The 21,840-nt window shown below is 44.5% G+C and carries 26 protein-coding genes; 2 read left to right on the top strand and 24 right to left on the bottom strand.

What is annotated here, in order from left to right; all coding sequences use genetic code 11:
* Positions 1-5: 5 nt before the first annotated feature.
* From sufU to C3Y98_RS05570, 6 genes are read right to left on the bottom strand one after another with little or no spacing between them, the layout of a single operon-like run.
* The gene (sufU, locus tag C3Y98_RS05595; protein ID WP_135277118.1) at positions 6-446 is read right to left on the bottom strand and encodes a Fe-S cluster assembly sulfur transfer protein SufU; all 441 of its coding nucleotides are present in this window, start codon (positions 444-446) and stop codon (positions 6-8) included.
* The gene (locus C3Y98_RS05590; protein WP_245234328.1) at positions 443-1,738 is read right to left on the bottom strand and encodes a cysteine desulfurase; all 1,296 of its coding nucleotides are present in this window, start codon (positions 1,736-1,738) and stop codon (positions 443-445) included. The genes sufU and C3Y98_RS05590 overlap by 4 nt, the downstream gene beginning before the upstream one ends.
* Positions 1,735-3,063 (bottom strand): Fe-S cluster assembly protein SufD, encoded by a 1,329-nt coding sequence (gene sufD, locus C3Y98_RS05585; RefSeq protein WP_135277117.1) that lies wholly within the window; start codon positions 3,061-3,063, stop codon positions 1,735-1,737. Before sufD ends, C3Y98_RS05590 begins: the two co-directional genes overlap by 4 nt.
* Positions 3,064-3,073: 10 nt before the next feature.
* On the bottom strand, positions 3,074-3,874 hold the full coding sequence (gene sufC, locus C3Y98_RS05580; protein ID WP_135277116.1) for a Fe-S cluster assembly ATPase SufC: 801 nt from the start codon (positions 3,872-3,874) through the stop codon (positions 3,074-3,076).
* A gap of 10 nt (positions 3,875-3,884) precedes the next feature.
* Positions 3,885-5,330 carry a Fe-S cluster assembly protein SufB gene (sufB, locus tag C3Y98_RS05575; RefSeq protein WP_135277115.1) on the bottom strand — a complete coding sequence of 482 codons (1,446 nt, stop codon included), beginning with the start codon at positions 5,328-5,330 and terminating at the stop codon, positions 3,885-3,887.
* A complete protein-coding gene (locus tag C3Y98_RS05570; protein WP_135277114.1) occupies positions 5,305-5,541 on the bottom strand; it encodes a hypothetical protein in 237 nt (78 codons plus the stop codon). The genes sufB and C3Y98_RS05570 overlap by 26 nt, the downstream gene beginning before the upstream one ends.
* Before the next feature lie 38 nt (positions 5,542-5,579).
* On the opposite strand from C3Y98_RS05570, the gene C3Y98_RS05565 reads away from it, so the two are divergent.
* Positions 5,580-5,927, top strand: coding sequence for a 4a-hydroxytetrahydrobiopterin dehydratase (locus C3Y98_RS05565; RefSeq protein WP_135277113.1), 348 nt, complete (start codon positions 5,580-5,582; stop codon positions 5,925-5,927).
* Positions 5,928-5,998: 71 nt separating this feature from the next.
* Here the strand turns inward: C3Y98_RS05565 and C3Y98_RS05560 are convergent, their stop codons facing one another.
* The 18 genes from C3Y98_RS05560 to C3Y98_RS05475 all read right to left on the bottom strand — a co-directional run bounded on the left by C3Y98_RS05560 (position 5,999) and on the right by C3Y98_RS05475 (position 20,101).
* Entirely contained in the window at positions 5,999-6,205 is a 207-nt protein-coding gene (locus C3Y98_RS05560; RefSeq protein ID WP_135277112.1) for a DUF6494 family protein, read from the bottom strand.
* A gap of 57 nt (positions 6,206-6,262) precedes the next feature.
* Positions 6,263-7,042 carry a TIGR01458 family HAD-type hydrolase gene (locus C3Y98_RS05555; protein ID WP_209308752.1) on the bottom strand — a complete coding sequence of 260 codons (780 nt, stop codon included), beginning with the start codon at positions 7,040-7,042 and terminating at the stop codon, positions 6,263-6,265.
* A gap of 299 nt (positions 7,043-7,341) precedes the next feature.
* Entirely contained in the window at positions 7,342-7,719 is a 378-nt protein-coding gene (locus tag C3Y98_RS05550) for a hypothetical protein (RefSeq protein WP_209308751.1), read from the bottom strand.
* A 92-nt stretch (positions 7,720-7,811) separates the two neighbouring features.
* Positions 7,812-8,573, bottom strand: coding sequence for an MBL fold metallo-hydrolase (locus C3Y98_RS05545; protein ID WP_135277110.1), 762 nt, complete (start codon positions 8,571-8,573; stop codon positions 7,812-7,814).
* Between the two features lie 54 nt (positions 8,574-8,627).
* Positions 8,628-9,398, bottom strand: coding sequence for a TatD family hydrolase (locus C3Y98_RS05540; protein WP_135277109.1), 771 nt, complete (start codon positions 9,396-9,398; stop codon positions 8,628-8,630).
* Positions 9,399-9,422: 24 nt separating this feature from the next.
* On the bottom strand, positions 9,423-9,806 hold the full coding sequence (locus tag C3Y98_RS05535; RefSeq protein ID WP_135277108.1) for a PilZ domain-containing protein: 384 nt from the start codon (positions 9,804-9,806) through the stop codon (positions 9,423-9,425).
* A gap of 108 nt (positions 9,807-9,914) precedes the next feature.
* A complete protein-coding gene (gene holB, locus C3Y98_RS05530) occupies positions 9,915-10,925 on the bottom strand; it encodes a DNA polymerase III subunit delta' (protein ID WP_135277107.1) in 1,011 nt (336 codons plus the stop codon).
* A 5-nt stretch (positions 10,926-10,930) separates the two neighbouring features.
* Positions 10,931-11,536: a dTMP kinase gene (gene tmk, locus C3Y98_RS05525; protein ID WP_135277106.1), complete on the bottom strand. Its 606-nt coding sequence runs from the start codon at positions 11,534-11,536 to the stop codon at positions 10,931-10,933.
* A gap of 3 nt (positions 11,537-11,539) precedes the next feature.
* Positions 11,540-12,535, bottom strand: coding sequence for an endolytic transglycosylase MltG (gene mltG, locus C3Y98_RS05520; RefSeq protein ID WP_135277105.1), 996 nt, complete (start codon positions 12,533-12,535; stop codon positions 11,540-11,542).
* Positions 12,528-13,364 carry an aminodeoxychorismate lyase gene (gene pabC, locus C3Y98_RS05515; protein WP_135277104.1) on the bottom strand — a complete coding sequence of 279 codons (837 nt, stop codon included), beginning with the start codon at positions 13,362-13,364 and terminating at the stop codon, positions 12,528-12,530. Before pabC ends, mltG begins: the two co-directional genes overlap by 8 nt.
* A 119-nt stretch (positions 13,365-13,483) precedes the next feature.
* On the bottom strand, positions 13,484-14,716 hold the full coding sequence (gene fabF, locus C3Y98_RS05510) for a beta-ketoacyl-ACP synthase II (protein WP_135277103.1): 1,233 nt from the start codon (positions 14,714-14,716) through the stop codon (positions 13,484-13,486).
* 242 nt (positions 14,717-14,958) lie between these two features.
* On the bottom strand, positions 14,959-15,195 hold the full coding sequence (acpP, locus tag C3Y98_RS05505; protein ID WP_015832083.1) for an acyl carrier protein: 237 nt from the start codon (positions 15,193-15,195) through the stop codon (positions 14,959-14,961).
* 141 nt (positions 15,196-15,336) lie between these two features.
* The gene (fabG, locus tag C3Y98_RS05500; RefSeq protein WP_135277102.1) at positions 15,337-16,077 is read right to left on the bottom strand and encodes a 3-oxoacyl-ACP reductase FabG; all 741 of its coding nucleotides are present in this window, start codon (positions 16,075-16,077) and stop codon (positions 15,337-15,339) included.
* A gap of 33 nt (positions 16,078-16,110) precedes the next feature.
* Positions 16,111-17,037 (bottom strand): ACP S-malonyltransferase, encoded by a 927-nt coding sequence (gene fabD / locus C3Y98_RS05495; RefSeq protein WP_135277101.1) that lies wholly within the window; start codon positions 17,035-17,037, stop codon positions 16,111-16,113.
* Between the two features lie 36 nt (positions 17,038-17,073).
* Complete coding sequence (locus C3Y98_RS05490; RefSeq protein WP_135277100.1) at positions 17,074-18,018, bottom strand: beta-ketoacyl-ACP synthase III; 945 nt, start codon at positions 18,016-18,018, stop codon at positions 17,074-17,076.
* Complete coding sequence (gene plsX / locus C3Y98_RS05485; RefSeq protein WP_135277099.1) at positions 18,015-19,061, bottom strand: phosphate acyltransferase PlsX; 1,047 nt, start codon at positions 19,059-19,061, stop codon at positions 18,015-18,017. Before plsX ends, C3Y98_RS05490 begins: the two co-directional genes overlap by 4 nt.
* 187 nt (positions 19,062-19,248) lie before the next feature.
* Positions 19,249-19,428, bottom strand: coding sequence for a 50S ribosomal protein L32 (gene rpmF, locus C3Y98_RS05480; protein WP_015832088.1), 180 nt, complete (start codon positions 19,426-19,428; stop codon positions 19,249-19,251).
* A 154-nt stretch (positions 19,429-19,582) separates the two neighbouring features.
* Complete coding sequence (locus C3Y98_RS05475; protein WP_135277098.1) at positions 19,583-20,101, bottom strand: YceD family protein; 519 nt, start codon at positions 20,099-20,101, stop codon at positions 19,583-19,585.
* A 278-nt stretch (positions 20,102-20,379) separates the two neighbouring features.
* On the opposite strand from C3Y98_RS05475, the gene C3Y98_RS05470 reads away from it, so the two are divergent.
* Positions 20,380-21,798: an acetyl-CoA carboxylase biotin carboxylase subunit gene (locus C3Y98_RS05470; protein WP_135277097.1), complete on the top strand. Its 1,419-nt coding sequence runs from the start codon at positions 20,380-20,382 to the stop codon at positions 21,796-21,798.
* The last annotated feature ends 42 nt before the right edge of the window (positions 21,799-21,840 follow it).

The following is a 21,840-nucleotide window of genomic DNA, read 5'->3' as shown; positions in this document are numbered from 1 at the left end:
ATTACTTACTCCGTGGTCACAGGCTCAGTGCTGCTTTTTAACGCCGCTTGCAATGTGTGCCATGCCAGTGTGGCGCATTTAACCCGTTGCGGAAACGCTTGCACGCCAGCGAGTACAGTGAGCTTTCCCATATCTTTAGCTACACTGGCACCAGTCACTAATGCTTTAAAATCCTCGAGCATACTAAGTGCTTCTTCTGCAGTTTTTCCTTTTAATGCCTCTGTCATCAGTGAGGCTGAAGCAGTTGAAATTGCGCAGCCGCTACCTTCAAACTTTAGGTCGTGAATAACGCCATCTTTGAGTGTGAGCGTTAAGCTTACTTTATCTCCGCATAATGGATTGTAGCCTTCTGCTTTATGGTTAGCATTCTCCAGTTGACCATAGTTTCTAGGCTGACGGTAATGGTCAAAAATCATGTCTTGATAGAGATCGCGCAAGTCGTTCACTTAAATAACTCCCTTGCTTGATAAATTGCACTCACTAGCTTATCTATCTCATTTTTTGTGTTGTATAGCGCAAATGAGATACGCACCGTCGCCGGAACGCCAAAACGCTCCATTAGCGGCATGGTGCAATGATGACCAGTGCGGACGGCAATGGCTTGCCTATCTAAAAAGGTACCGATGTCATGCGGATGCACACCAGCCATTACGTATGAAATGATGCCGGTTTTATGTCTGGCGTTGCCGATGATGCGTAGCTCTGGTATGTTGGTCATCAGCTCAGAGGCGTAATTTAAGAGAGAGTCTTCGTGCTTGACAATAGCATCAAGCCCTATGGCGCTTAAGTAGTCCACCGCGGTACCAAGGCCAACTGCACCGGCAATATTGGGAGTACCTGCTTCAAACTTATACGGTAGCTTGTTGTAAGTCGTGGCCTCAAAACTTACTGAGCTAATCATGTCCCCTCCCCCTTGGTATGGGGGCATTTCGTCTAACAGGTCAGCTTTACCATAAAGCACGCCAATTCCTGTTGGTCCATATAGTTTATGGCCAGAAAAAGCATAAAAGTCACAATCTAAATCTTGAACATCGACAGGAAGATGAGCAATCGCCTGTGCGCCATCCAGCAACACTGGCACATGTTTCGCATGTGCATAGTTGATGATGGTTTTAACAGGGTTAATGCTACCCAAAGTGTTGGATACGTGTGAAATGGCAACCAGTTTGGTTTTTTTATTGAGTAACGATTGATAGACATTGATATCCAGCTCGCCAGCATCGCTCACCGGCACTACGCGCAAGATGGCACCGGTTTGCTGACACAGCATTTGCCATGGAACGATGTTGGAATGATGCTCCATAGCACTGATAATAATTTCATCACCAGCCTTAAACCTGCTGCGCCCATAGCTCTGTGCGACTAAATTAATGGCTTCTGTGGTGCCGCGAACAAATATTATTTCATGGTCATGACGCGCGTTAATGAGTTGCCGCAACTTGCCTCTGGCAGACTCAAATACTTCTGTAGCTTGCTGGCTTAAGGTGTGAATACCGCGGTGTACATTAGCGTTGGTGTGACGATAATAGTGATTCTCCGCCTCGATGACTATCGATGGTTTTTGTGTGGTGGCAGCATTGTCAAAATAAACTAGCGGTTTACCATACAAGCTGGTGTGAAGTATTGGGAAGTCTTTTCGCCAATGCTGTACCAGCAGGTGATTGGTAATCTCGGACTCAACCGTGCTTGCATCATTTGTACCACCATGCTTGTTCATATGGAATTCACCCATTTTCATAGCAGCTCCTTGACCATCTCCCCCTGTGGCAAACGATCTAATAAAAGATGCTCCAGGCGTGTGCGTAAGTAAGGCACATTCACGCCACGAATGATGTCATTAGCAAACCCATAAATCAGCATTGAGCGCGCCACTACTTCATCTAGGCCACGTGAGCGTAAGTAAAACAAGCTTTCATCACTCAATTGCCCCACGGTTGCCCCATGTGTGCATTTAACATCATCCGCAAAAATTTCCAGCTGCGGTTTAGTATCAATTTCAGCTTGCCGTGACAGCAGCAAGTTATGGTTTGTCTGATTTGCATCAGTGTTATTAGCCCCATGGTGCACAATGACTTTTCCGTTAAATACGCCGCGCGACTCCCCATCTAGCACGCCTCGGTAGTATTCGCGGCTAGTACATGAGGCTGCTATGTGGTCAATACGTGTATGGTGGTCAACATGCTGCTTATCATTTAACAGATATAAACCATCTAAGGTGCATGTGCAATTAGGCTCATTCAGGCTAACAGTAATATCGTTTCGGACTAATCGCCCGCCAAATACAAATGATTTAGAAGTAAAGTGGCTGCCCTCGGCTTGTTGTACGTGGATACCTGCAATATGTGCGGCTGCTGGGCCTTCCTGTGTAAGCTTGCAATGCTCAATCGTTGCACCATCACCTAGGTTAATCTGCGTCGTAGCATTGGTGAAATTATGTGCATCTAAAGTGCCCATATAGTGTTCAATGATGGTAGCGCGTGCACCAGCCCCAGCCATGATAATCATGCGCGGATAAATTGCCGTGCCATGCCCGCTGGCGATAAGCAAAATATAAATCGGTTTATTCACCACTGTATTTGGTGTAATGTTCAATACTGCACCATCAGTCACAAATGCATTGTTTAGCGCAGAAAATACAGTATGTTCATGCTGTTGCTTAAACAAGTCTTTTGGTAGCTCTGCGCCTTCATCCAGCATATCCGCAAGACTGCTTATCTGCACACCTGCAGGCAAATCGTCAATGTTAGATAAGCCAGAATCAAAGTGCCCATTCACAAACACCATCAGATGCATGCCTTCACTAGGCAAGGTCCAAGCAAGTAACTTTGCTTCAGATGATGCTTCAGGTGGGATGTTGTCAGGGGCTAGCGTTCCGCGCTTACTAATCAATGACACATCGGTGTATTTCCACTCCTCTTCGCGTCTGGTAGGAAATCCATGGGATTCAAAACGCTTAAACGCGGCTTTCCTTGTTGCCAACACCCAAGGTGTGCTGTTACCGGCCAGCTCATATGGCACTAGCGATAACGCTATATTTTGCCAAGATTGTGGTTGCGCATGCATGGCTTAGCTCCTAAGGGGCTTGGTTGGCTTGGGTTATCTGGCTATTCTGAATGGCTTGGTTAGCAATGGCATCCGTATTAACCCAGCTGTAACCGTGCTGTTCAAGATTCTTAGCCAAATCTGCCCCGCCTGATTTAACAATGCGTCCTTGTGACAGCACATGCACCATATCTGGTACAACGTAGTCCAAAAGCCGTTGGTAGTGAGTCACCAGAATGATTGCACGTTCATGATCACGCATATCGTTGATGCCATCAGCAATCAATTTGAGTGCATCTATATCAAGGCCAGAATCAGTTTCATCAAGAATGGCTAATTTTGGTTGCAGCACGCTTAGCTGCAATATTTCATTACGTTTTTTCTCGCCTCCAGAAAACCCCTCATTCACCGCACGTAACAGCATAGCGTCATCCATGCCGACTCGTTTCATCCGTTCGCGCACTAGGCTCAGAAAATCCATCGCATCCAACTCTGGCAACAGGTGATATTTACGGATGGCGTTAAGTGCTGTTTTAAGAAATAGCGCATTACTAATCCCTGGAATTTCAACTGGGTATTGAAAAGCCAGAAACACGCCTTCACAAGCACGCTGCTCTGGTGTCATGCTGAGTAAATCTCGGCCAAGATACTGAACACTCCCTGCGGTAACAGCATAAAGCGCTCTACCAGCCAGTAGTTGAGCCAGCGTAGTTTTGCCAGAAGCATTAGGCCCCATAATGGCATGCACTTCCCCCGCCTTCACTTCAAGGTCAATGCCACGCAATATTTCTTTACCGTCAATTGATGCGTGCAGGTTTTTGATAGATAGCATGTAATCTCTCCTAGCCTGTACCACCTTCTAAGCTGACTCCTAATAATTTCTGTGCCTCAACCGCAAATTCCATGGGCAGTTCCTGAAACACTGCTTTGCAAAAACCACTAACGATCATTGATACTGCGTCCTCAGGTGGGATGCCGCGTTGAGTGCAGTAAAACAACTGGTCTTCACCGATACGAGAGGTAGAGGCTTCGTGTTCTACCTTTGCACTGGGGTTTTTTACTTCAATGTACGGAAACGTATGTGCGCCACATTTTGAGCCCAATAGCAATGAATCGCACTGGGTATAGTTGCGCGCATTTTCTGCACCAGACAACACCTTAATCAACCCTCTATAAGTGTTCTGGCCATAACCTGCGCTAATTCCTTTAGAAAGCACCGTACTCTTGGTATCTTGGCCGATATGAATCATTTTAGTCCCCGTATCGGCTTGCTGGTGGTGGTTGGTGAGCGCGACTGAGTAAAACTCACCCACAGAGCCATTGCCACGCAAGATAACGCTGGGGTACTTCCAGGTAATGGCTGAGCCAGTTTCTACCTGAGTCCATGAAATATGTGATCGATCACCACGGCAATCTCCGCGTTTGGTAACAAAATTATAAATGCCACCTTTACCGTCTTTATCTCCAGGGTACCAGTTCTGTACCGTAGCGTACTTGATTCGAGCACCTTCCAGTGCAATAAGCTCTACAACGGCAGCGTGGAGCTGGTTTTCATCTCGCATCGGTGCGGTGCAGCCTTCCAGATAGCTTACATAGGAGTCTTTGTCAGCAATAATAAGCGTACGCTCAAACTGCCCCGTATTCTTTGCGTTAATGCGGAAGTAAGTTGAAAGCTCCATCGGGCATCTAACCCCGGGGGGGATGTAGCAGAAAGAGCCATCGCTAAACACTGCTGCATTCAAGCTTGCGAAAAAATTATCGGTGTAAGGCACGACAGAGCCTAGGTATTGCTGCACTAATTCCGGATGCTTCTGCACAGCTTCTGAAAATGGGCAGAAAATAATCCCGAGCGTAGATAACTTTTGCTTAAAGGTAGTGGCTACCGATACGCTGTCAAATACCGCATCTACCGCTACGCCAGCCAACACCTGCTGCTCTCTTAGCGGAATGCCTAGTTTCTCGTAGGTACGCAGTAACTCTGGGTCGATTTCTGATAAATCGCGCGGACCAGTTTTTTCTGATTTGGGTGCAGAGTAATAATAAGCGTGCTGATAGTCAATGGGTGGGTAATGCAGGTTCGGCCATGTGGGCTCTGAAAGCGTTAACCAGTGCTGGTAAGCCTTTAAGCGCCACTCAAGCATGAAGGCCGGTTCATTTTTTTTTGCGGAAATAAGCCTGACAGTGCTCTCGTTTAGGCCAAGCGGGATGGTGTCAGCTTCTAGCTGCGTGTAGAAACCATGCTGATACTCACGGTTAATTAATTCATCTAATTGTTTCGTAGTAGTCATCAAGCCCACCACACGCGCTATTCACTTCTAGCGCAACATATTCGGCACCTTCCATGGCATTGGCTTCACCAATGATAGCGCCACCACCAAACGCCCGCGTCACTCTAAAGCCAGTGACATAAATGGGACTTATGGCCTGTTTATAAGTTCCATGATACGCCTGCCTACTAAAAAGTGCTGAATAACAACTAATATATTTAAAGTTTGTCATAACTCAAGTGCTTCTATCAATAATTAAGGAGAGCTTCCATGAACAGCATAGACCTGACTACCAAACAGTGTACGCCTTGCCAGGGTGGGATCCCACCTATGACCATTGAAGTGGCTAATCAGTACCTAGCGTTAGCGCCCGGCTGGGAGCTACGCGATGATGCCACCAAAATTAAACGCACATTTAAGCTTAAGAACTTTATGGATGCATTGGCGCTGGCGCAACGTGTTGGGCACTTATGCGAACAGGAAGGGCACCACCCGGATATCACGATAGGCTGGGGTTACTGTAGCGTTGTTTTTCAGACACACAAAATCAACGGCTTGCATGAGAATGACTTCATCATGGCAACTAAAGTCAATATGTTGGCAGGCAATGGCGCCTAGCAACAAGGCAAAACTTAGCGCAAAAAAGTTAATATTTTTAATTAACTATAAATTACAACCTATTGATTGTATTAACCAAGGTCAATAGTTCCATCAAAGCTGACATTCAGGTTCAATGCGCTTATTGTGAGCGTCATTTTAACGGGTAAATGCTCATTTCCTTTGAGTGTGTTATTTGCGCTGGCTCGCGCTACAGCTTGTTCAATTTCCCGCTGGGAGCTAATGCCGGCCATTTTTAAGAACTGACGAATGCTCATATTGAAAGTTTCGTTATTCATATCAGACTCCATTCTTCACCGTTTAACGACAATCATGGCTATGTGGTATTACTTAGTTCACAGCCCTAGTGCTTTCGGTAAATCTGCCACTGAATCAATTAGGATATCAGGCCTAATTGCCGATGCTTCTGCATAGTGCTGGCGATACTTCCCGGTTTTAACCAACACTCCAGTCAGTCCTACTTGCTGGCCGCCTCCCACGTCCACATCAATATCATCGCCCACCATCATTGCCTCTGCTGGCGTGAGCCCTAAATCATCAAGTGCGATTTTAAAAAACTCAGGAGCCGGTTTGCCGATGACCATTGCTTTAACACCACTGGCATATTCCAAAGCCTCTACAAAACCGCCTATATCCATTTGCAGTCCTTGCTCGGTTTGCCAGAACTTGTTTTTATGAATAGTGATCAGCTTTGCGCCCTTCATCAATGCGTTAAAGACATCATTGAGTAATGCGTAAGTCCAAGCATTGCCGATATCACCAATCACAATGTAGTCTGGATCAGTCGATGATTGAGGCAGTACATTAAAATCTTTTTTAACATCATCAGCCAGCAATAAGCGGCAAGTGGCATGCGTTTGTTGTTTTAAGTAAAGCAATGTGGCTTGAGGCGCACTGATGATTTCACGAATAGGGATGGAGAAGCCTAAGGCATTGAGCTTGTTGTGTAATGAAACCAGCGACAATGTGCTGGTATTGGTCACAAACCGGCATAGTAGACCACTGGCTCTAATGGTACGCACCGCATCTATTGCTCCAGATATAGGGCTGGAGCCAGTATAAAGCACGCCATCTAAATCAAAGAGTATGCCTTTAACAGTCGGTTGCTTGTTCATATTGTTCATCACCTCCAAACTGGGTGAGCAAATGATATCGCTAGTGATATATGCAGCATAATAACGCTTAGATATGAACTAGTTTAAACCACATTTCAGTGCTATGGCAAACTGCTTTACAGTGATAGTTTAACAATGAGCACCACTTGCAATACAGGATTGCTGGACTTTAACTTGCCTAGTATTGTGCTGTGCCTATGGGTGATGCTGAATCTACTGAAACTTAAAACGCAACTTTTGGACGCGAGCGGGCTGAGCTTACAAGTAGCGTTTTAAGCGATTAGGTGTGATTTTATGGATTAACGGTTGTTAAAGAATGCAATGTTCATTGCTTTATCATTAACAAACGTAATTTCAGTTTCTTTATAAGTACGTTTTGGGTCGTATTTCACGATATTCTTGTAGTACCACATTTCAACTTTAACTGGTTTAGATTTGCTTTCATCTGCACCAGCTTTAAGCATGACTGTATTGGCACCCGATGGTTTAACAGACATTTCCTTTTTGAAAGGCGCACCTAGCTTATCAGTAATTACTTTTTTATTCTTTCCACTAAATGTACTCAAAAACTCATTTTCAGTATAAGTTTTGGGAGCAGCATGCGTCACTGAAATGGAAGCCACTAAGAATGAGGCCATTGCTACGGTTGTTAAGGCTTTCTTAAAACTAAATTGCATATCTATCTCCAAAATTAACGCTTTATTATCTCACTGAATTATCTCATTGAACCGTGCATTAACAAACGATACACTGAGCAATCGGTTTACTGCTAAATTTTAATTTTTAATCCGTCGTAGCCGACAAACACATTCGCTGGCAGTTGCGCAGTAAGTGCGGCATACTCCAAATCATGCGTCATATGGATTAAATAAGTAGCTTTGGCCCCTATCTGACTAGCCAATCCAAGGCTTTGTTCCAAGTTAACGTGCGTATAATGCGGCGTGATGCGTAAACAATCTAATAGCAGTACATCGACATCATTTAAAAACTCCATCGAGCTAGCGGGTATTGCTGATACATCAGTTAAGTAAACCAAGTTTCCAATACGGTAGCCGTATATATCACTATGCCCGTGCTTAATAGGAATGGGGGTGATAGTTTGCTCAAATAACGTAAACGATGAAGTAACCGGGTTTACTTTTAAAATGGGTAAGTCCCAAAAATCGCCAGCTTCACGCAGCGTGTAACCAAACTTATCGGCAATATGCCGCATTGCTTCCGGGCTACCGTATAACGGAATCTGGCAACGCTGCCTCTGGCAGTAGGCACGTAAATCATCAATCCCATGCAAGTGGTCTGCGTGGGTATGCGTATAAAGCACTGCATCTACGTTCATTAGCCCTTCTCTTAAAGCCTGCTGGCGCAGATCTGGGCCAGTATCAATCAGAATAACCTTGCCATTATCCAGAGTAATTGCACTTGAACAACGCGTTCTATGATTGCGCTTATCGGTAGATACACATGTGCTGCATTGGCAACCTATCATCGGTGTGCCGGCACTGGAACCTACGCCTAACATGGTTAATTGCATTGACTGCCTTTATCTGATGTTACTTGATTTATAACGCTTACTGCTCACCTGATATTAGCGCTTAGCGTGTTTAAATAATCTGAAGAAGTTTTCAGTAGTTGCTGTGGAAAGTGTGTCAAAAGAGATACCGCGTAAATTAGCCACCTCCTCCGCCACGTGTTTCACATAACTAGGCTGGTTTGTTTTGCCACGATAAGGTGTAGGCGCTAAATAAGGAGAGTCCGTTTCCACTAAAATTCTATCCAGCGGAACGTGCTTGGCAACCTCTTTAATGCTATGCGCATTCTTAAAGGTAATAATCCCAGAGAACGAAATATAAAAACCTAGTGCAATCGCTTCCAGTGCAACATCTAAACTTTCGGTAAAACAATGCATTACTCCACCAACTTGCTGTGCATTCTCTTCGCGCATAATGCGCAATGTATCTTCAGGTGAGTTGCGCGTATGGATCACCAGCGGTTTGCCTGTGGCAATCGCGGCACGAATATGGGTGCGAAAACGGGTGCGCTGCCATTCTAAATCACCGGTAAGTCTAAAGTAATCCAACCCGGTTTCCCCAATCGCAATTACTTTGGGGTGATTGGCCAGTTTAATCAGTTCCTCTACGGTTGGCTCCTGAATATCCTCATAATCGGGATGCACGCCAACAGAGGCATAAAAATTTTCATTTTCCTCAGCAAGTGCCAATACTTGAGGAAAGTCCGGCAAGGTGACAGATATGCATAGTGCATGGCTAACCTGATTATCCTGCATAGATTGTTTAATCGCAGGTAGGTTGGCTAATAGCTCTGGGAAATTAAGATGGCAATGAGAATCAACAAGCATGGTGTTTAATTAAATGGTTTTCGACTAAATGGTATGGGTAGCACGTAATGATTTTAAAGCGTTACCGAGCAATCCTTCAATCTTAGTGCGCGCTTCTAAGCCACCGCTTTTTTCGTTAAATTGAACACCAATACCCTGCGGTTTATTACCTTGCGTATTTGGCGTAACCCAAACGACATTACCTACCACTTTTAACTTAACCGGATCATCAATCAGGCTCAGCAGCATGAATACTTCTTCCCCTATCTGAAATGATTTCGTTGTTGGGATGAACAAGCCTCCGCCCACTAAAAACGGCATATATGCCGCATAGAGCGCTGCTTTTTCCTTGATTGCCAGTGATAGTACGCCAGGCTTGGGTGTAATGGTGTTGGGGGTTTTAATTTCGTCTTGTGTATCTTCAGCCATAATTAAACTCTATTGGGGTTCTACTTAATGTGTTGATTCTGTTAAGTTAACAAAGAATATCGAAATTAAAAATATTTAGAATTACTGTGTTTTATAAAATTCTAAAAATTACGCTGTAGTAAAAAGCTTAGTGTAATCAAGCAATAAGCCCTCCATCTGCAGATCATGGTTCAGCGGATGCGAAGCCAATTTTCTTAACTCGTTCAGTTTTTTATGCATATCGAACAACCGACTTAAGTTTACTCTGTCCGCCAGCGCTTGCAAAGCACCGATGTGCTGCAAATGATAGCGTGCCTGCTGACCTAACTTAACGGCGACCATATCATATAGCCACTTTTGGATGGTAATCACGCCAGCTTCGGCTGAGTTAGCAATTAACATAGGAGCAAGTACATAAGGCTCTAACTTTGCGCCCAGCGCTAAATGGCGCCATATCTCAGAGAGTTGGTCAAATTGCATTTGCTCAGCAAACACCTTAATTGGCGAACCTTCTAAATAGGCTAATTGTTGCTTTGCATTTTTTACGCCCTGCTGTTCAAGCCACGAAAGCGCTTGCAGTTCGCTAGGTACTGGCATGTTGATTTTTTGGCAGCGGCTAATGATGGTTGGCAGTAAACGCTGCAGCTGATGGGCAACCAAAATGAAAATCACGCCTGGTGCTGGCTCTTCCAGCATTTTGAGCAGTGCGTTTGCAGAAGCAATATTTAAGGTTTCAGCCGGATGCAGTAACACGATGCGCACACCACTACTTTGATGGCTGGATAAACTTAAAAAATCACTTAGATCGCGAATCTGTGCAACAGATATCTGTGTTTTTTTCTTGGTTTTTTTGCTCGGCGCAGCATCTTCAGCTTCTGTTTCTTGCTCAGGGCTTAACAGGCGGAAGTCTGGGTGACTCTCATCGTTAAACCAGTTGCAGCTTGGGCACGTTTTGCATGCGGCTCCGTTGGACGCCCTATTCAAACATAAAAGTGCTTGGCTAAAGCTGCGCGCAAAGTCGTACTTACCAATACCCGCTCTGCCATGCAGTAAAATTGCATGCGGCAAGCGTTGGCCACCTTGCGCTAAACGCTCCCAAATTTGGGTTTGCCATGGGTAAATGTCAGCAACATTGCTCATATTAGTCACAGCGATGCTATTGCCTGCATTACAGATCTGGCAACCTCATCTAAAGGACGGTTACTATCAATCACTTTGAATCTTGCCGGGTTTTGTTGTGCACGTTGTAGATAAGCATGACGAATGCGCGTAAAAAAATCAGCAGATTCTCTTTCAAACTTATCTGGGGTGCGTGCTGCCGACAAACGCTGCATACTGACCTCAACCGGCACATCAAAAAGCAAGGTTAAGTCTGGCTGCAGGCTTTCTTGCACCCACAACTCCAGCTGCTCTATTTTTGAGGCTAATACGCCCTTAGCGCCGCATTGGTAAGCATAAGTTGCGTCTGTAAATCGATCAGACAGTACGTAGGCGCCGCGTGCTAATGCAGGTGCAATCACATTGGCAATATGTTCGCGCCTAGCTGCGAACATCAGCAGGGTTTCGGTTTCAGGGTGCATTGCTTCATGCAGTAGCAACTCGCGTAGGCGCTCACCTAGCTCGGTACCACCCGGCTCACGTGTGGAGACCACCTCTACACCACGTGCGCTAATTGCCTTAATGATATCAGCGATATGGGTGCTTTTACCCGCGCCATCCATGCCCTCTAAAGTAATAAACTTTGCTGTCATATTTTATTTCTTCAACTGATAAAGCACTACCGCACGGTTATGCTCATTTAAATTATTAGAAAAAGCGTGGCTACCATCACCCTTGCCTACAAAATACAGCGCTTTAGTGTCAGCCGGGTGTAATGCAGCCTCGATAGAAGCCATGCCTGGCATCGCAATTGGCGTTGGTGGCAAACCGCTTCTGGTATAAGTGTTATAAGGGGTATCTGTTAGCAAGTCTTTTTTGCGGATATTACCGTCATACTGCAAGCCCATGCCATAAATGACGGTAGGGTCGGTTTGCAAACGCATACCAAACCGCATTCTGTTGACAAAAACACCTGCGATCATTGGGCGTTCGCTAGGCTTTCCCGTTTCTTTTTCGATAATTGAAGCCATAATTAGCGCTTCATAGCTATCTTTGTAAGGTAAGTTTGGGTCTCGAGTTTGCCATGCTTTATTCAGCTTAGCCTGCATCGCATCGTAGCTGATTTTTAACAACGCAATGTCTGGCGTGTGACGATTAAAGTAAAACGTGTCAGGGAAAAACAAACCTTCAGGTGTTGTGTATTTAGAACCCAATAACTGCATAATCTCACGGTCTGACAACGTCGTTGTAGTTTGCTTCACCGCATCATTCTTAGCGAGTTTCTCACGCATTTGTGCAAAGGTGCGTCCCTCAATAAAGGTGACACTGCCTTGCGTTGCTTTACCATAATTGAGCGACAGCAATAGCTGATAAGGGGAAACATTTTTGTTTAAAGTGTAGCTACCGGCCTGTAAATACTGCTCTTTATTTAAAAGCTTGGCGAGCAAAATAAAGCGCCATGGCTCACGTAACACACCTTGAGTAACTAATTGATTGGCAATGCTGCGTAGCCCGCTATTGGGGGCAATCACTACCTCCTGGCTGCTAGGTTGTAATCTGAGCGGAGAAATAGCGTAATACGCCAGCCAAGCTGTTATCAATACTATTGAAACTAGGCAGATAATCAACCATCTTTTAATACGTTTAACCATGAGTCAGTATATTTCTAATTGTAGAAGCCAACGTCTGTTGCTCCCATGTTTGATCGCCTATGGCGGTTACCTGAAATGCGCCATATAAACTATTACAAATAATTACTTCATCTGCATTGAATAGCTCTGGCAATGATAGCGTCGTAATGTGAGTGTTTAAACCAAGTAAGGCCTCTAAACCAAGGATGCGCTGCCTAGTGATGCCAGCCACGCCGCACGCATTTAAATCTGGGGTGTATAACTGTTTGCCCACGCGCGCAAAAATATTACTCATAGTGCACTCAATGACGCTATCGTCATGATCCAGCATCAGTCCATCAAATATTGATTCATCACGCCACTCCATACGCGCCAGAATGTTTTCAAGGCGATTTAAGTGTTTAATGCCTGCTAGCTTGGGCTGCAGTGCCAAGCGCGTGTCACACAGATGCAACCGCACACCTTGAATGTAATGGGCGTCAGCATACGTGGGCATGGCTGATTTAATTAATACACGTGTGGGAATCGTCACAGCAGGTGGTGCATAACCGCGCTCGCCCTCGCCTCTGGTAATAATGATTTTTACAACCTGTACTTGTCCATTGTCAAATTCGTCAATTGGAAACAGCAGTTGAATGTCACACATTAACAGTTCTGCACTCGGGCAGACAATACCGATTACTGCACAATCTGCAACTAACTTCTGATAATGAAAAGGCCAACTGACGGGCTGCCCATCTTTAATTTTCATGGTGCGGAACACACCATCTCCGTAGGTAAAGCCACGGTCTGTGGCGGAAATGGTTTGATCAAAACTGCCGTTAATTAAAGATGTATGATGAGAAGCCATAAGGCGTAATTAAACCATACACATCATAAATACACTACCTAATACACCATGTAACGGTGAATAAAAAGCCCGCGATTGACGACCAATGCGGGCTTAGATTACAGCAACTAAATGGCTAGTTAGATTTTTTTAAACACCAAACTGCCGTTCGTACCACCAAAACCAAAGTTGTTTTTCAGCGCATACTCAATTTTCATATCACGTGCAGTATTCGCACAGTAATCCAAATCACAATCAGGATCTTGGTTAAAGATATTGATGGTAGGTGGTGACAATTGATTGTGAATTGCCAATACAGTAAACACTGATTCCAAACCGCCGGCACCGCCAAGTAAATGGCCTGTCATTGATTTAGTTGAGTTAACCACTAATTTGTAAGCATGCTCACCAAATGCAGCTTTAATTGCATTGGTTTCATTGGTATCACCAAGTGGTGTTGATGTGCCGTGTGCGTTGACGTATTGCACTGCATCTGGATTAATAGCAGCATTCTGCATTGCATTACGCATAGAGCGGCGTGGGCCGTCCATATTTGGCGCAGTCATATGGTAAGCGTCAGCACTCATGCCGTAACCACTTAATTCCGCATAAATCTTTGCACCACGTTTTTTGGCATGCTCGTACTCTTCCAGCACCATCACACCAGCGCCCTCACCAATCACGAAGCCATCACGGTCTTTATCCCATGGGCGGCTAGCGGTTGCTGGGTCATCATTGCGTGTTGAAAGTGCTCGCGCCGCAGCAAAGCCACCAACGCTTAAACGGGTAATAGCAGCTTCTGCGCCACCAGCAATCATCACATCTGCATCGCCATATTCAATCATGCGTGAAGCATCACCAATAGAGTGCGTGCCAGTTGTACAGGCAGTAACAATCGAAACATTAGGGCCTTTAAAGCCAAACATAATGCTTAAGTTACCTGAAATCATGTTGATGATCGTGCCAGGGATAAAAAATGGAGATATTTTGCGTGGACCAGACTCTTTGTACAGAATGTCGGTGTCCTCAATCAGTTGCATGCCGCCGATACCTGAACCAATCGAAACGCCGATACGTTCGGCATTTTCTTCGGTGGCAACAATACCTGAATCTTTCACTGCTTCAATCGCGGCAGCTAAACCGTATTGAATAAACGTATCCATACGTCTAGCATCTTTGGCAGTGATGAAATCTTCAGGATTAAAATCTTTGACCTCACCAGCAATTGTCGATGCAAATGCGCTCGTGTCAAATTTAGTAATTTGTGTAATGCCGGACTTGCCAGCAACAAGATTATCCCAAGCAGTTTTAACACCAATACCTACCGGTGATACAACGCCAAGACCAGTAACAACCACTCTACGTTTAGACATACAGGATACCTCTAAGAATTCTTTACTATGTGCATTAAATTGCTACAAATTGCTCGCAACTTAAACTGTGCAACTAGCACTGTACAACAGGACTATCTCGGTTTCTGACTTCCCTAGGTCTTAAGGTAAAACTTATCCAGTGGAATCTAGAATCTCCTCTAAAAACACTGGCAGACTGGGATTAGGAAACAAAAAGGCAAAAGGCAGCAAGCCCTGAACGAGCAAACTGCCTAATTGTGAATTTATTTGAGGTTAGTATTGATGTAATCAATCGCTAATTGAACTGTAGTGATTTTTTCTGCTTCTTCATCAGGGATTTCGCAGTCAAATTCTTCTTCTAGCGCCATTACCAACTCCACTGTATCTAGTGAATCAGCACCTAAATCATCTACAAATGATGATGCATTTTTAACATCAGCTTCATTTGCACCTAGTTGTTCAGCAACAATTTTTTTAACACGTTGTTCGATGTCAGACATCTAAATACCCCTTAATATAAAAAATAGCTTAAATATAAAAAATAGTTCAGCTAAGGCAACATTCTACCAAAACTCAACAATAATACAAAAAACTTAATCAATTGATAGCAAATCTAATGGTGTCTATATATAAAAACACCATTAAACCATCAACATTCCGCCGTTCACGTGGATAGTTTCACCAGTGATATAAGCCGCATTAGGTGAGGCTAAGAATGCAACAGTAGCTGCAATTTCTTTGACTGACCCTAAGCGCCCTACCGGAATGCGAGCAAGCATTTTATTGGTGATGTCTTCAGACAGCTCTGCTGTCATATCAGTTTCAATAAAACCTGGAGCCACACAGTTTACAGTAATTCCGCGGCTTCCAACTTCGGCAGCCAATGATTTTGTGAACCCAGTCATGCCAGCTTTGGCAGCGGCATAGTTAGTTTGACCTGCATTACCCATGTGACCCACTACAGATGAAATGCTAATAATGCGCCCTGCACGCGCCTTCATCATCGGGCGTAACACTGCTTGGCTCATACGAAACACTGAAGTTAAATTAGTGCTGATAACCGCATCCCAATCATCATCTTTCATACGCATGAGTAAAGTGTCACGCGTGATGCCTGCATTGTTAACAAGAACACTCACGTCACCGTACTTTTCACCAATAGCTTTTAGCGTAGTTTCCACTTGAGCTGCATCATTCACATCTAAGGACATACCTTCACCTTGAATGCCAGCAGCAGCCAGTGTCTCACTGATGGCTGATGCTCCTTTGTCAGACGTTGCGGTACCGATGACAATTGCGCCTTGCTTACCTAACTCTAAAGCAATAGCAGCACCAATGCCGCGGCTTGCGCCTGTAATTAATGCAATTTGACCAGCTAACATAAGCAACCTCTTATAATTTTTAAAGTATATTTTCTAAAGTGTATTTTTGAGCTCAAGTAATGCGTCATTACTTGTTAATGCAATGCATGGCAGTTCCGCAACTATGCGTTTAGTCAATCCTGCTAATACTTTACCAGGACCACACTCCGCAGACTGCACAATGCCTTGTGTGGCGATATGCTGCACGGTTTCAACCCAGCGTACCGGACTATATAACTGGCGTACCAGTGCGTCCTTTATTTTATCACTGTCACTGTAAGCCGCGACATCAGCATTATGTACTACTGGAATTAGCGGTGCATTAATCGTTACACTGGCTAAATAGTCTGCCAACTTAAGCGCAGCTGGACGCATTAGTGCACAGTGAGATGGTACGCTTACAGGCAAAGCCAGCGCACGTTTGGCACCTTTAGCTTTCGCAGCTTCCATGCCGCGCTCTACAGCAGCTCTGTTACCGGCAATGACCACTTGTCCTGGTGAGTTTAAATTAACCGCCTCCAGCACCTCACCTTGCGCAGCTTCAGTACAGACAGCGCGCACTGCATCATCATCCAACCCTAAAATTGCAGCCATTGCACCCACGCCCGCAGGCACGGCACTTTGCATCACTTCCGCGCGATATCTTACTAGCGGCAACGCATCTTTAAATGATAGCGCGCCAGCGGCTACCAATGCCGTGTACTCACCCAAGCTATGCCCCGCTACTACTGCTGGCATTTGGTCGGATAAAGCCTGCCATGCACGCCAAGTAGCTATACCTGCTGTTAGCATAATAGGTTGAGTGTTGGTAGTTTCGTTAATCAGTTCATTGGCTTCCGTTGCCATTGCCCAAAAATCCACACCTAAAACATCGGATGCTTCTTGGAATGTATCACGGATGATTTTATTGTCACCAAAGCCACTCATCATACCCACTGACTGTGAGCCTTGGCCTGGAAAAAAGAATGCTGTTTTTTTCATAAATTACTTTATATTATCTATATAGTTTATTGAATATTAATACTTAATTAATGCAGAACCCCAAGTGAATCCGCCACCAAAAGCCTCCATTAATATCACGTCACCGCGTTTGATGCGACCGTCTTTTACTGCTGTATCTAATGCTAAAGGAATAGATGCTGCAGAAGTGTTGCCGTGCCTATCTACAGTGACCACCACCTTATCCATGCTCATCTCTAACTTTTTAGCAGTAGCCTGCAGTATGCGGATATTCGCTTGATGCGGTACCAGCCAGTCAATGTCTGATTTCTGCATATTATTAGCAGCAAGCGTTTCATCAACAATTTGATCCAAGGTGTTGACCGCCATTTTAAATACAGCGTTACCTTCCATCACAACGGTATCGGGCTTGTCAGCATTGCGCGGCACATGCAGCATGTTTTCATAACGGCCATCAGCATGCAGGTGTGTAGAAATAACACCCTGCTCACTTGATGCCTGCAGCACAACTGCACCAGCACCATCACCCCAAAGAATACAATTGCCGCGGTCGGTGTAATCAGTGATGCGTGAGAATGTCTCGGCGCCGATGACTAATGCACATTTAGCACTGCCAGATTTAATAAAGTTATCTGCCGTAGTCAACGCATACACAAAACCACTGCAAACTGCTTGTATGTCAAATGCTGGGCAACCTGATATCTCCAGTTTCTTTTGTACCATTGTCGCGACGCTAGGAAACACTTTATCTGGCGTAGTAGTCGCAACAATAATTAAATCAATATCATTTGGAGTCAAGCCCGCACTGGCAATTGCATTTTTAGCAGCTTGAAAGGCTAAGTCACTTGTAAACTCGCCTTCGCCTGCTATATGGCGCTCACGTATGCCGGTGCGTGTAAAAATCCATTCGTCGGTAGTATCTACCATGCGTTCCAAATCAGCATTGGTAAGTATTTTGCTTGGTAAATAGCTACCGGTGCCTGCTATACGAGAAAATATCATTGCATATCCTGAGAGTTTTTTACAGCCGTACTCGGTTGTAAATGTTCAATTTCCAGCTGCTCGGTAATGCGACGTAGCACTCCGCTACGCGCTTCTTCTATCGCCACATGGATTGCAGAGAAAAAAGCCACGCGATCTGCACCACCGTGACTTTTAACCACAATACCACGCAAGCCCAAAAAGCTTGCCCCATTGTAACGACGTGGGTCTAAGCGATTTTTAAAGGCTTTGAGTACTGGCATCGCACAAAGTGCCATTAGCTTGGTTAACCAGCTCTTTTTGAATTCTTGGGTTAAAAACTTACCCATCATATGAGCAAGGCCCTCTGTGGTTTTCAGTGAGACGTTGCCCACAAAGCCATCACAAACAACCAAATCGGTCGTTCCTTTAAAAATGTCATCACCTTCAACATTACCATAAAAATTCAAATGACTGGCTTTGAGCAACTCACCAGCCTGTTTGACCACTTCATTGCCTTTAATATCTTCCGAGCCAATATTTAGCAAGCCTACGGTCGGGCGCTCTTTATGTTCGACACAGCTCACCAACATTGCACCCATGATGGCAAATTGATATAGATGCTCAGGCGTACAGTCGGCGTTTGCCCCTAAATCTAGCATGTAGGTATTACCTTTTTCACTAGGTAAAGCTGAGGCGATTGCAGGACGGTCTATGCCAGGTAGTGTTTTTAACACAAAACGTGCTGTTGCCATGAGTGCGCCGGTATTACCTGCACTGACACAGGCGTTAGCTTCACCGCTTTTAACCAAATTAATGGCAACACGCATGGAAGAATCTTTTTTATTCTTTAGGGCACTTTGCGGTGACTCGTCCATGGTAACAACTTCAGTTGCATGGTGAATGCGCAGGCGCGGACTAACAGTTGCTTTGTGTGCCTTTAGTTCAGCTTCAATGACATCGCTCAAGCCCACTAAAACAATATTTAACTCAGAATCTGAATTTAATGCTTTTAATGCCGCCGGCACTGTTACGTGGGGGCCGTGATCGCCACCCATTGCGTCGATTGCAATTGTAATATCCATTACTTTATACTCAATCTGAATAGTAATTTAATCGGAACATCGTTGCCATCAGCTAGCAACATGATTAATAGGTACACCATTAAAACATAACGCCGCTCCAAGCTAATGGAGCGGCGTTATGTTTCCTGTACTGCCAAACAATTCAATTTAAACTAAAGTTGTTATTGAGATTGTTCGCCGAGTAGATTTACTCGCCTTTTGATGGCAATACTTTACGGCCACGGTAGTAGCCATTAGGACTAATATGGTGACGCAAGTGCGTTTCGCCAGTAGTTGGCTCAACTGCTAATGGTGGATTTGTCAAAAAGTCGTGCGAACGGTGCATACCGCGCTTTGAAGGTGTCTTTTTGTTTTGCTGAACTGCCATAATAAACTCCAATAAAATGATTAAAACATCATCTCAATTACTTGTAAATCGATGCGTATAAATGAATAACGCATCACTAATTTAAGATTACACTAAATAACTAACCCGTAATAATAATACAAAACATTAGTTTTGTCAGCCAATACTATATATTTTAAGATTTAATTAATCCTTTTAGCGCCGCAAACGGGTTAGGCTTCTCACCACTTTGCATTGTGGCCGGCGCGCAATCACCCTCATGCACAGGAGCGATTGGCAGCGCAATTATAACCTCATCCTCAACAAGTAACTTAACATCCATTGACTGACTCACCTCCTGAACGTCAAAATCATCACCAGCTTCTGCCTCAACATCATCCAAAGTGTCTGCATCCACATTGCTGATTAGGTAGTGAAAATTCAACGCCAAAGTTAAAGGCATGTCGGTTAGGCAGCGCTGACAAGACGTTAACAAGTTAACATTTAACGTCAAATGTAGAAAGCACTGCCCAAGCACATTCTTTTCACCTTCTAGCTTAAACTCAACTTCACCAGTTTGTGTGGCGTCTTTTGTTTGCTGCGATGAAATGAGCTCACTCAACCTGGGGAAGTCAGAAAGTGGAAGCTTTGCTTGCAAACGCTCGCCACGGGCTGCAAAGGCTAGGTTGTCAATTAATAAGTTTTGATTGGTCATGATTATGCTTTTAATTAAGTTGAATTAAATTTGGTGAAATTATCCTAGATAATGGGCGGTATAGGTTAAAAAACCAAGATTAAAGACAAAGTGTTTGATGGGGTCATCGGATGCAGGGCCCCTGGCTTGGTTATTTGACAATTAAATTGGGCAGTTAAAATGACTTTTCATGTCGAATTTAGCGCTTAAATTTGCGCTAGGGATTTAGCAATTAAGGCTCCCATGTTACAATTGCACTGTTTTTGTGACGATATTTAATAAAATTAAGGCTTACCTACGTGTTCAAAAAAATTCTAGTTGCTAACCGCGGTGAAATTGCAGTACGTATTGTGCGCGCATGCTCTGAGATGGGCATCAAATCTGTTGCGATTTATACAGATGCAGACCGCCAAGCTTTGCATGTTAAAAAAGCAGATGAAGCTTATCATATCGGTGCAGACCCTGTTGCCGGCTATTTAAATGCACATAACATTGTTAATTTGGCCGTGGCTGCTGGTTGTGACGCGCTGCACCCTGGCTATGGCTTTTTGTCTGAAAATCCAGAGCTAGCGGAGATTTGTGAGCGTCGCGGTGTTAAATTTATCGGCCCTAAGGCTGATGTCATTCGCCAAATGGGCGACAAGATTCAAGCACGTAATGCAATGACTAAAGCAGGTATTCCGTGTACACCAGGAAGCAATGGTAACCTAAAGAACTTAGAAGAAGCCGTAGCGCTTGCTAGCAAGATTGGCTACCCTGTCATGCTTAAAGCAACCAATGGCGGTGGCGGTCGCGGCATTCGCCGTTGTGACAGCGAAAAAGAGTTGTTAGGCAACTATGATCGCGTGATTAGTGAAGCAAGCAAAGCTTTCGGTAAACCTGAAGTGTTTATTGAAAAGTGCGTAGTATCTCCACGTCATATTGAGGTGCAGGTGTTAGCTGACGCTCAGGGTAATGCTATTCACTTGTTTGAGCGCGACTGTTCAATACAGCGCCGCAACCAAAAGTTAATTGAAATTGCACCATCACCTCAGCTTTCACAAGCGCAGCGTGAGTACATTGGTGGGTTGGCCGTAAAAGCCGCCAAAGCGGTAGGATATGAAAACGCAGGCACTGTAGAGTTCTTGCTGGATTCTGACAATACATTCTACTTCATGGAAATGAACACACGCTTACAAGTGGAACATACTGTGACTGAAACAATCACAGGTATTGATATTGTGCAGGAGCAAATCCGTGTGGCTTATGGCTTGCCTTTACAGTACAAACAAAAAGACGTGTCCTTTAGAGGTTACGCGATGGAATTCCGTATCAATGCGGAAGATCCTAAAAACGGATTCTTGCCAAGTTTTGGTAAAATTACACGTTACTATGCGCCTGGTGGTCCTGGTGTGCGTATGGATGCTGCCATCTTTAGTGGCTATGAAATACCGCCATACTATGACTCAATGTGTGCAAAATTGACGGTATGGGCGCTAACATGGGAAGGTGTGATTGAGCGTGGTCGCCGTGCATTGGATGACATGATCATTTACGGTGTGAAAACGACTATCCCTTATTATCAAGAAATTCTTAAGCATCAGGAATTTAGAGATGCCGAGTTTAATACCAGTTTCGTAGAGATGCATCCTGAGTTGGCAAATTATGCCAATGAAATTCCGCCTGAGTTAATCGCAGCGGCAATTTCAGCGGTAATTGCGGCACACGAAGGTATTTAACACCAAAGGTAGTTAACAAGAGTTTCGAGTATTAAAAATTAA

Origin of the sequence: Methylotenera oryzisoli (assembly GCF_004661485.1) — a bacterium.
Taxonomy (GTDB): domain Bacteria; phylum Pseudomonadota; class Gammaproteobacteria; order Burkholderiales; family Methylophilaceae; genus Methylotenera; species Methylotenera oryzisoli.
The sequence above is the reverse complement of the archived record's forward strand: the minus strand, read 5'-3'. Positions and strand labels throughout refer to the sequence as shown.